At 74.2% G+C, this 10760-nt stretch carries 7 protein-coding genes; 1 reads left to right on the top strand and 6 read right to left on the bottom strand.

All coding sequences use genetic code 11. The features are described from left to right. The first annotated feature begins 237 nt into the window (after positions 1-237). Entirely contained in the window at positions 238-1845 is a 1608-nt protein-coding gene (locus tag ACP4J0_RS31235; protein WP_426602078.1) for an MFS transporter, read from the top strand. Between the two features lie 316 nt (positions 1846-2161). Here the strand turns inward: ACP4J0_RS31235 and ACP4J0_RS31230 are convergent, their stop codons facing one another. From ACP4J0_RS31230 to ACP4J0_RS31205, 6 genes are all read right to left on the bottom strand, one after another. Next, on the bottom strand, positions 2162-2947 hold the full coding sequence (locus tag ACP4J0_RS31230; protein WP_426602077.1) for a thioesterase II family protein: 786 nt from the start codon (positions 2945-2947) through the stop codon (positions 2162-2164). After that, positions 2944-3462, bottom strand: a complete 519-nt coding sequence (locus ACP4J0_RS31225; RefSeq protein ID WP_426602076.1) for a YbaK/EbsC family protein — start codon at positions 3460-3462, stop codon at positions 2944-2946. The genes ACP4J0_RS31230 and ACP4J0_RS31225 overlap by 4 nt, the downstream gene beginning before the upstream one ends. After that, positions 3459-5051 carry a phosphoglycerate dehydrogenase gene (gene serA / locus ACP4J0_RS31220; protein WP_426602075.1) on the bottom strand — a complete coding sequence of 531 codons (1593 nt, stop codon included), beginning with the start codon at positions 5049-5051 and terminating at the stop codon, positions 3459-3461. The genes ACP4J0_RS31225 and serA overlap by 4 nt, the downstream gene beginning before the upstream one ends. A gap of 61 nt (positions 5052-5112) precedes the next feature. Then, on the bottom strand, positions 5113-6117 hold the full coding sequence (sbnA, locus tag ACP4J0_RS31215; protein WP_426517840.1) for a 2,3-diaminopropionate biosynthesis protein SbnA: 1005 nt from the start codon (positions 6115-6117) through the stop codon (positions 5113-5115). 4 nt (positions 6118-6121) lie between these two features. Beyond that, positions 6122-7186 carry a 2,3-diaminopropionate biosynthesis protein SbnB gene (gene sbnB, locus ACP4J0_RS31210; RefSeq protein WP_426602074.1) on the bottom strand — a complete coding sequence of 355 codons (1065 nt, stop codon included), beginning with the start codon at positions 7184-7186 and terminating at the stop codon, positions 6122-6124. A gap of 66 nt (positions 7187-7252) precedes the next feature. Further along, positions 7253-10750, bottom strand: coding sequence for a non-ribosomal peptide synthetase (locus ACP4J0_RS31205; protein WP_426602073.1), 3498 nt, complete (start codon positions 10748-10750; stop codon positions 7253-7255). Positions 10751-10760: the final 10 nt, after the last annotated feature.

Here is a 10760-nt window from a genome sequence, read left to right as displayed (position 1 = left end):
CCTCTTGTTCACCCGGCTGAACTTTCCCCCAACTGCGGTGACGCCCACGGTCCGCAGCGGCGTCCGCCGTTCGCGGCCCGGATGCCATCATCCAGCTGTCGCGGCGCCGCTTCGTTCCGCACCCCGGGCCCGCCGCCGGTATGCGTCGCACCCTGCCCCCCGATCCCTCCCCCACCGCTTCCTGATCCTTCCCGACCCCTCCCGCCGCGCTGTGCGGCACCGACCCCGAGGACTCCGATGGCGCAGCCCGGCACCCCTGAGACGAGCCCTGCCGGAACCCGCCGCGCGTTCCGCGCCCTGCTGCTCGGCCTCTTCGCCGGACTGCTGTCCAGCACCGTGGTCGTCACCGCGCTGCCCCGCGTCGTCGCCGACCTGGGCGGCGGTCAGGCCGCCTTCACCTGGGTCGTCGCGGCCACGATGGTCTCCTCCACGCTGAGTCTGCCGCTCTGGGGAAAGCTCGCCGACCTCGCGGACCGCAAGACGCTGATCCAGTGCTCGCTCGGCCTGTTCGCCCTCGGGTCGGCGTGGTGCGCGCTGGCCGGTGATGTCGGGCAGCTCATCGCGGGCCGGGCCGTGCAGGGGCTGGGAGCCGGCGGGGTGAACGCGCTGGCCCAGGTCATCATGGCCACGCTGGTCCCGCCACGAGAGCGTGGCCGGTACAACGGCCGCGTCACGCTGGTCATCACGGCCGGAACGGTCGCCGGTCCCCCGCTCGGCGGCCTCCTCGCCGAGACCCCCGGGGTGGGCTGGCGCGGCTGCTTCCATCTGGGCGTGCTCCTCGCGGCCGGCGCCGGACTCGCCCTCCACCGGACCCTGCTGCTGCCCGCGCCGGCGCCCGGGGCCGGTTCCGGGCGGGCGACGGGCGGGCGCCGCCCCGACCTCTGGGGCGCGGCCCTGCTCACCGCGGCGGTCGGCACGCTCCTCCTCGCCGTCACCCGGGCCGGTGACGGTGTCCCGTGGGTGTCCTGGCCGTCCGCGGGAGCGGCCTGCGCCGTGCTCGTCCTGGCCGTGCTGTTCGTCCGTCGCGAGTCGCGGGCCGCCGATCCGCTGGTGCCGCTGCGCCTGTTGCGCGACCGCACCGTCGCCCTTTCGGCGCTCGCCGGTTTCGCGGTCGGGCCGGCGCTGTTCGCCGCTCCCGCGCTGCTGAGCCAGTACTTCCAGATCGCCCGGGCGCAGTCGCCGGCCCTGTCGGGCCTGCTGACCCTGCCGATGATCGCGGGTCTGCTGGTGGCCTCCGGCGTCGCCGGGCGTCTGATCGCCACGCGAGGCCGCTGGAAACGCGTCCTGGCCGTCGGAGGCCTGCTGCTCGTCCTCGGCTTCTCGCTCATGGGCACCGTGGCGGCGGACACCCCGCTGCCGCTGGTGGGCGCCGCCCTGTTCGCGGGAGGCGCGGGCATCGGCATCGTCTCGCAGAACCTCGTGCTGATCGCCCAGAACGCGGCGCCGCCGGACGACCTGGGCGCCACCACCACTTTGGTGGTCCTGTCCCGCAGCCTCGGCGGTGTACTCGGGCTCGCCGCACTCGGCTCCCTGCTGACCGCCCGCGTGGACGCCCTGTCCCGCGCACACACCGCGGCCGGAACCGGGCTCGACGGCGGCCTGCCGGACCTGGGCTCCCTACCGCCCTCCGCCGTGGAGAGCGTCCAGGCGGTGTACGGGCAGGCTTTCGGCGACGTGTTCGCCACCTCCGTACCCTTCGCGCTGCTCGCGCTGACCGCCGTCCTGCTGATGCGGGAGACGCCCCTGCGCACCGCGCACGGGGAACCCGAGCGCACCACGCACGGGGAACCCGAGCGCACCGCTCACGGGGACCCCGACCGGAGGCCGGCCCCCGACCCGGAGTAGAACTCCACGGCACCGCACGCCGTGGGTCTCCTCCACATGCCCGGCTGACCGTCCGGCACCGCGCGCGACCATGGCACGCGCAAGCCCGTGTCACCGGCCGAGGTCGAGGGCAGCCGGGCGTGGGTTCCCGCCTGGACCTCGCTGTCGGGCTGTGCGGTCGGGCGGCCAGGATGCGCGGGACGTGCCCGCCGCCGGTCGGTGTCCGCACTGGAAGCGACCGGATGAAGGGACCGGATGAAGGGACCGGATGCGGTCGTGACAGCGCCCGGCGCCGCCCGTCGGGCACGGGCGGCGCCGGGTGTCCGGAGGGGGCCGCTCAGCCGGCGCGGCCGGCCATGCGGGCGTCGACGAGGCGGGTGACGGACTCGCGGTGGTCCTGCAGATAGAAGTGGCCGCCGCTCAGCACGTCCAGCCGGAAGCGCGAAGGGGCGATGTCCGCCCAGCCCGACATGTCCTGGACGCCGATCGACGGGTCCCGGTCCCCGAGGTACGCGTAGACGGGGCAGTCGACCGGATCCGCGGGGCGCGGCCCGTAGGTGCCGACGATCGTGAAGTCGGCGCGGATCGCGGGCAGCACGATGTCGCGCAGGTCGGGATCGGACAGCAGCGCCTCGTCCGTGCCGCCGAGCCGGCGGACCTCCGCGATCAGCGCGTCGTCGCCCTGCTCGTGCAGGCGCCGCGGCGTGAGCCGGTGCGGCGGCTTGCGGCTCGACACGTGGAGTGCGGCGGGCGACACACCGTGCCGCTCGGCCAGCCGCAGGGTCGTCTCGTAGGCGAGGGACGCGCCCATGCTGTGCCCGAACAGGGTCACCGGCACGTCGAGCAGCGGCAGCAACGCCTCCGTCACCTGCTCGGTGAGCTCCGCCATGCTGTCCACGCACGGATCGGCGAGCCGGTCGTGACGGCCCGGGTAGCGGGCCACCACCACCTCCGTGGCGGAGTCGAAGGCGGTCCCCCAGGCGTGGAAGAAGCTCGCCGAGCCACCCGCGTGCGGCAGGACGACCAGGCGGCGCCGCGGGGCGGGCGTGGCCGGGTAACGGCGGAACCACTGTGCGCCGGCGACAGCGGTCCGCGCTGCCGTGGTACGGGGGCCGAGACTCATGCTGTCGTCCTTCCGGCGGACTCCGGCCGGGTGGCGGAGTGCTGGGTGATGAACTCCACCCGGGGGCGGGCGAGGGCCACGTAGTCGCCGGTGTCCAGGGCGACCGAGCGGTCCAGGCGCGCCGCGTTGAAGAATATCTCGTCGTGCACGAGCAGTTCCGGGTCGACCACCAGATCCAGCTCGGGATGGCGGGCGAACGGCACCACCGAGCCGCTGACGCTGCCCGCCAGCCGCTCGGCCACGTCCCTGGCCGCGAAGGCCGCCTCCGAGCCGCCGTACATCCCGCACAGCCCGTCGAGGTCCACCCGCCGGTCGCCGGGCACGACCGCCAGCACGTACCGCCGGGAGCGGCGTCCCGTCGCGACGCGCACGACGAGGCACTTGGCGGCCTGGGCCAGCGGGTGCCTGCGCAGCTCGCTGGCCCGCTCGGTGTGCCCCTCCGGGGGGTGGTCGATCAGCCGGAACCGGGCCCGGGCGCCGACCAGTTGCTCGATCAGCCAGTCGTACGCCGTCATCGTCGCCGCTCCAGACCCCAGCCGCGCACGGCACCCAGCCGGACGGCGGCGTCGTCGAGCGCCGCCGGACCGAGGGGGGCGGCGAGGGCCGCCACGACCAGGGCCGTGCCGCCGTCCCCGCCGGTACGGGCCAGCCGCAGGGACTCGACCGCCGCTCCGGCCCGGGCGAGCGCCTCGCCGACACGGGTGATCAGCCCGCTCTCGTCGGGGGCGAGGAAGAAGGCGAGGCCGTCGCCGAACGGTACGTCGACCTCGTGTCCGAGCAGCTCCACCAGGCGCTCGCCACCGCGGTGCCCGGTCAGGGCGCCGGAGACCGAGACGTGTTCCCCGCCGGGCAGCGTGCCCTCGACCCGCACCAGGCTGCGGTGCGCGGCGTTCTCGGGCCCGGTGACCAGCTCGGTGTCCAGCCCTCGCTCCTGGGCGAGCAGCGGCGCGTTGACGTAGGTGACCCCGCCCTCCACCACGGGTGCCAGGAGGCCCTTGACCGTGGCGAGTTCCAGGGCCGCGAGTTCGTGCCGGGCGATCTCCCCGCAGACGGTGACGCGCAGCCGGCCGGGCAGCGCCCCGGCGGTCGCGGTGAACAGGCCGCCCAGCCGCTCGGCGAGTGCCAGCCACGGGTCGAGTTCCGCGTCGACCTCGCCCAGCCGCACATTGCAGGCCTCCGGCACGAAGCGGCCGGCCAACGCCTCCCGCACGGAACGCGCGACGGCCACGCCCGCCCGTTCCTGCGCCTCGGCCGTGCCGGCCCCGAGATGGGGGGTGACGACCACGTTGTCCAGCTCGAACAACGGGGAGTCGGTGCACGGTTCGGTGGCGAACACGTCGATGCCCGCGGCGGCGACCCGGCCCTCCTTCAGCGCCGCGTACAGCTCCGCCTCGTCGACGATTTGGCCGCGGGCGGCGTTGACGATGCGGATGCCCGGCTTGACGCGCTGCAGGGCGTCGAAGCCGAGGATGCCGGTGGTCTCCGGTGTCCTCGGCAGATGGACCGTGAGGAAGTCGGAGGACTCGAGGAGCTCGTCGAGCCCGACGACGCGCGCACCCAGCCGTTCGGCGTGCCCGGCCGGAACGTACGGGTCGTGGGCGAGCAGCCGCATGCCGAACGCGGCCATGCGGCGGGCCACCAGGGAGCCGATGCGCCCGAGTCCGAGGATGCCGAGTGTCCGGCCGGACAGTTCGACGCCGGTGAACCGGCCGCGCTGCCACTGCCCGCCCTTGAGCGCGGCGTCGGCCTGCGGGATGTTGCGGGCCACGGCGAGCAGGAGACCGGCGGTCAGCTCGGCGGCGCTGGTCACGTTGGAGGTGGGGGCGTTCACCACCATCACGCCGGCGCGGGACGCCGCGGGCACGTCCACGTTGTCCAGGCCCACCCCGGCCCGGCCGATCACCTTCAGCCGGGTGCCCGCCGCGATCGCCTCGGCGTCCATCCGGGTGGCGCTGCGCACGAGCACCGCGTCGGCGCCGGGCAGCGCCGCGAGCAGCGAGGCCCGGTCGGCGCCCGCGCAGTACCGGACCTCGAATTCCGGGCCGAGGGCGTCGACGGTGGCGGGTGAGAGTTCCTCGGCGATCAGTACGACTGCCTTGTCCATGTCGCGGGTTCCTTGTCTCACAGGTGTCTCGGGGCGCCCTCCTGCGGGGCGCGTGGGGGACTCAGCCGGCGCCGGGGACCAGTTCCAGCTCCTTCTCCGGCTCCCCCGCGTCCCAGGTCTGCGGCGCGCCGAAGTGCCGTTCCACCCATGCGGGGTCGTACACCGTGTCGAGGTAGCGGTCTCCCTGGTCCGGGGAGAGGGCCACCGCGGTGAGCCGCTCGCCGCGCGGCCGGCCGGCCAGCCAGCGCAGTGCGCCGCTGACGACGGTCCCGGTGGAGCCGCCGAACAGGAAGCCCTGGCGGGCCATGGCGTGGCAGCTCTGCAGGGTGTCCCGCTCGGGCACCATCACGACCTCGTCGAGCAGCCCCTCGTCGAGCAGTTGCGGACGGACGCCCGCGCCGAGGCCCGGGATGTGGCGGGTGGACGCCGGCCCGCCGAAGGTGACCGAGCCGACGCTGTCGACGGCGACGATCCGCACACCGCCGCCCCGTTCGCGGAAGTAGCGGGCGCAGCCCATGAGCGTGCCGGTGGTTCCCGCGCCGACGAACAGCACGTCCAGGTCCGGGAACTGGGCGGCGACGGACGGGCCGGTGGTGCGGTAGTGGGCCAGCCAGTTGTGAGGGTTGACGTACTGGTTGAGCCACACGTAGTTGGGGTCGAAGTCGACCAGGCGCTGCACGTAGTCGATGCGGGCGCCGAGCAGCCCGCGTTCCTTGTCGGCGCGGGAGATGACGAGGACACGGGCCCCGAAGGACTCCATCAGCCGCCGGGTGGCGGGGTTGCAGCGCGAGTCGGTGACGCAGACGAAGCCGTAGCCGCGGTGGGCGGCGATCATGCTGAGGGCGACACCGAGGTTGCCGGAGGACGACTCCACGAGCACCGCGCCCGGGGTAAGGGTGCCGTCCCGCTCCGCGGCGAGCACCATCTCCAGGGCGGCCTTCAGCTTGACCGAGCCGGCGAGGTTGATCCCCTCGTACTTCAGGTAGAGGGGTACGTCGAAGACGGACCGGAGGTCGACGAAGACGTCGTCGACGTTCATCTCGTACGGGGCGGTTATGACGGTCACTTCATCACCGGATTCCGTTCGGCGCCGGGTCGCCCTGGCGGCCGTAGCGGTCGAGCTCGTGGAAGAAGCCCTCGACGACCGGCAGGCGGCCGGTGTCACGCAGTGTGTCGAGGACGTGGCGGCCGACGGCGAGGTCGAGCACGCCGAGGCCGAACGGCGAGAAGACGACGGGCCGGTCGGCGGGGAGCCCGACGCGGCCCTCCAGGACGTCGTACAGCGTGCCGTCGATGAAGTCCCTTCCACCGGTGAGCTGTTCGGCCAGGTGGGGAGAGGTGTCGGCCTTCAGGCAGTGCTCGACGTCGTCGAGGATATTGGCGGAGGCCAGCAGGACTTCGGGGGCGAGGTCGCGCAGGGACACGTTGAGGACGAGCGGGTTGTGCGCGAACCAGGCCGGGTCATGGATGTGCGGACGGGGCGCGACGGTGGCCAGGACGATCAGGTCGCTGGACCGGACGAGTTCCTCGGCGGTGCGGTGCACGACCACGGGTGCGTCGCCGGAGCGGCCGGTGAGGTAGCCGGCGAAGGACTCGGCGTGGCTGTCCGACAGGTCGTGGACGCCGAGTTCGTCGAACGTCCAGCCGGTGGCCTCGAGGTAGTGGTGGACGTAGCGGCCGATGAGTCCGCCGCCGATGAAGCCGATGCGTCGCGGGCGCTCGCCGCGGCTGAGCCGGTCGGCGGCGAGGGCGGCCGAGGCGGCGGTCCTGGAGGCACTGATGATGGAGCTCTCCAGACAGGCGATCGGGTATCCGGTGGCGGGGTCGTTGAGGATGAGCACCGCGGAGGCCCGCGGGATGCCGGCCGCGACGTTCTCGGGGAAGCTGGAGATCCACTTCAGTCCGTCGGTGGGCCGGTCGCCGCCGACGGACGCGGGCAGCGCGATGATGCGCGCGCTGGGCCGGTCGGGGAAGCGCAGGAAGTAGGAGGGCGGGTTCACCGAGTCGCCCCGGCCGTGCAGCCGGTAGACGTCCTCGACCAGGTTCACGACGTGCTTCTCGCTGCCGGTGAGCACCTCGGCCACCTGCGCGCCGGTGATCACGGCGAAGGGGGGCACGAGCGGCTGGCGGGACATGGTTGCTCCATCCGTGAGTGGTGGGTGGGCGGCCGGGCGCGGCGGGCGCGCCCGGCCGGCGTGCGGTCAGGAGGACGCGGGGAGGGCGACCGGGTCGCCGAGGACGACGGCGATGTGCCGCTCGCCCTCGTAGGGCTCCCGGCTGTGCGCCATGCGGAGGTTGTCGACGACGAGCAGGTCACCGTCGCGCCACGGCTCGCGGAGCGTGTGCTTCTCGTACACGCCGTTGATGGTGAGCACCGTGTCCTCGTCGAGGCGTTCGCCGCTCCCGTAGCGGCTGTTGAAGGGCAGTCCGTCGGGCCCGAACTCGAAGGTGAGGTATTCGCGGACGACGGGGTCCAGGGTCCACTCGTTGAGGAAGGCGATCTGGTTGAACCAGCCGGGCCGGCCCGTCACCGGGTGGGTGAGCACCGCGGCGGCCCGCTGCCGGGTGCGGAGGTCGCCGCCCGGCTCCCAGCGGTACTCGATGCCCCGGGCGGCGCAGTACGCCTCGACGTCGGCACGGTGGTCGCTGCCGAAGGCCTCGGCGAGACCGACGCCGACGGTGCCCGTGTAGTTGCGTTCGACGAGCCAGCCCTCGCGCTCGAAGCGGCGGACGAGGCCGGCCGGGAGCGCCTCGAGCACCTCGGCCGAGTCGCTGACCCCGGTGGCGCCGCCGGACTCGGGCGCGGTGAGGCAGGCGAAGAGGAGGGTGCCGGGCACCTCACGGGCGTAGCACAGCTCGTGGTGCATGCACATGGGCTGGTCGGCCGGCCACTCCGTGGACGAGTAGACGCCGTCGGCGAGCCGCCGGCGCGGGGCGAAGCCCTCGCGTTCGGTCATCACCTCGTGCAACAGGGCCCGGCCGACCCGGCCGACGGTCCCGGCGTCGGCGAGTCCGAGGCCGCGCACGAGCACGGCGCCGTGCTCGGCGACCGTGGCACGCAGCCGGCCGGCGTGTTCGGCGGCCCAGGCGGCGGGGTCGGCGGGCGGCGGCCCGTCCAGGACGAACACCGCGGGCCGGCCCTCGGTGCGGACCACGTCGAACGGCGCGGCACCGCCGTCGGTGCCGGGTGCGGTGGTCACGGCGGCCGGACCGGCCTCGGCCGCGGGACCGGCCGCCGGGTCCGCCGGCCCGGGGGCGGGGGCGGCGGAGGTCGGGTCGTCGACGAAGGCGGCCAGCGCGGCGAGGGTCGGGTACCGGGTCACGTCGCGCAGGGTGAAGGCGCGCTCCGTCCGTACGACGAGACGTACCGCGGAGAGTGAGGTGCCGCCCAGGTCGAAGAAGCCGTCCGCGCGGCCGATGCGCTCCACCGGCAGTCTGAGGACCTCGGCCCAGGCGGCGGCGAGCCGGCGCTCGGTGGCGGTGCGGGGTTCCTCGCGCTCCGCCGTGCCCTCCTGTTCGGCGAGTTCCGCGGCGAGGGCGCGCAGGGCGCGCTTGTCGGTCTTGCCGTTGGGGGTGAGCGGCAGCGCGTCGAGCCGTTCCACCCGGCTCGGCACCATGTACGCCGGCAGTGTCTCGCGCAGCCGGTCGCGCAGGGCGTCGGACGTCGCGTCCAAGCCGCACTGGAAGGCCACGAGACGGCGTCCCCGGTCGGGTGACTCGACGACCACGACGGCACCGTCGCGGACGCCGTCGACGCGCAGCAGCTGGTTCTCGATCTCACCGATCTCGATGCGGAACCCGCGGATCTTGACCTGGGCGTCGCGGCGGCCGAGGAATTCGAGGGTGCCTCCGGGCAGCCGTCGTCCGAAGTCGCCGGAGCGGTACAGGCGGTGGCCTGGGCGGTGCGGGTCCTCGGTGAAGGACTGTGCGGTCCGTTCGGGGTCGTTGATGTAGCCGCGTCCCACGCAGACGCCGGAGAACACGATCTCGCCGGGGGCGCCGAGCGGCACCGGGCGCAGGTTCTCGTCGACGACGTACACGGAGACGTTGTTGACGGCGCGGCCGAGGGGCACGGAGTCCCACGCCGGGACGGCGGTCATGACCTCGTGGTTGGTGTCGTCGGACGTCTCGGTCAGGCCGTAGGCGTTCATCAGCGCGATGTGCGGGAAACGCGCGAACCAGCGGACGACCAGTTCCTTCTTCAGGGCCTCGCCGGTGACCGAGACGCAGCGCAGCGCGGGCAGGTCGCGGGGGCTCTCCTCCAGGCGGCTGAGCACGACCTCCAGGTAGGACGGGACGACCTGGAGGATCGCGACCTCGCCGTGCTCGACGGTGTCGAGGTAGCGGTCGACGTCGAGGATCGCCTCCTGTTCGACGATCAGGGTGCGGCCACCGACGACGAGGGCGGCGACCAGCTGCCACAGGGAGATGTCGAAGGACTGGGGGGCGGTCTGGGCCACGACCTGGCCCTGGGTGATGCGCTGGTCGTCGATCTTCGCGAACAGGTGGTTGACGAAGCCGGCGTGCTCGCACATCGCGCCCTTGGGTTCGCCGGTGGAACCCGAGGTGAAGTAGAGGTAGGCGAGCTGCCCGGCGGCGACGGGCACTCCCGGGTCGCCGGTGGGGCGTTCCTCCGCGTACGCGTCGGCGGCCGTGAGCGGTTCGACGCCCTCGGGGGCGGCCTGCCGCACCTGGCCGAGCGCGCTGTCCTCGGTCAGCACCAGGCGGCAGCCGCTGCGGGCCAGGGTGCGTGCCATCCGGTCGGCGGGGGCGTGCGGCTCGACGGGCAGGTAGGCGGCGCCGGCCTTGAAGACGCCGATGACGCAGGCCAGCCAGTCCAGGGTGCGCTCGGTGATGACGGCGACCACGGGCTCGGTGCCGAGGTCGCGAGCGAGCAGGGCGTGGGCGACGCGGTTGGCGCGGGTGTTGAGCTCCTCGTAGGTCCAGCTGCGGCCGGCGTGCACGGCGGCGACGTCCGTGGGCCGCAGGCGGACCTGCTCCTCGAACAGCTCGTGGAACCGGCGGTCCGGCAACGGGCGGTTCGGGCCGGACAGTTCGTGGACCTGGTGGTGGTACTCGGCCTCGGACAGCAGCCCCCGGGCGTGGGCGGGGGTGTCCGGGCCGTCCGTCAACTGCTCCAGGGCCGTGACGTGGTAGCCCGCGATCCGCTCGGCGGCGGCCGCGTCGAGGACGTCGGTGCGGTACCCGATCAGCAGAGCGGGACCGTCCGCGTCGAGACGCGGGGCGACGCGCAGGGCCGTGTGCCCGGACGGCGCGGCGGGCGCACCGGTGGCACTGCCGAGGTCCAGGACGGTCTCGAAGGCGCCCTCGGCCGGCTCGGCGGCAGCCCGCGCGGAGGCGGTGAGCAGCTCGCGCCAGGTGTGTCCCTCCAGGGTGAGAACGACGGGCACGGGTCGCGGTGCGGCGGTGGCCGGGGATGCGGGGTGCGGCGCCGGGGGCAGATAGCCGGCGAGGACGGTCCGCTCGCCGCTGATCGCGGTCAGCACGGCCGTGTGGGCGGCGAGGGCGGCGGCCTCCCAGCCGGTGCCGGTACGGCGGGAGAGCAGCCGGGTCCGGGCGGCGAGCCGGTGCGGCACGGGGTGGCGCAGTTCGGCCCAGCCGGGGCGGCCGGGTTCACCGGCCGGGGCTGGCGCGACCCAGCGGGGCACGGTCCGCTGGGGGGTCGGCGTGGTCGTCATCGGTGTCTCC

Origin of the sequence: Streptomyces sp. WG7 (assembly GCF_049975785.1) — a bacterium.
Lineage (GTDB): Bacteria > Actinomycetota > Actinomycetes > Streptomycetales > Streptomycetaceae > Streptomyces.
The sequence above is the reverse complement of the archived record's forward strand: the minus strand, read 5'-3'. Positions and strand labels throughout refer to the sequence as shown.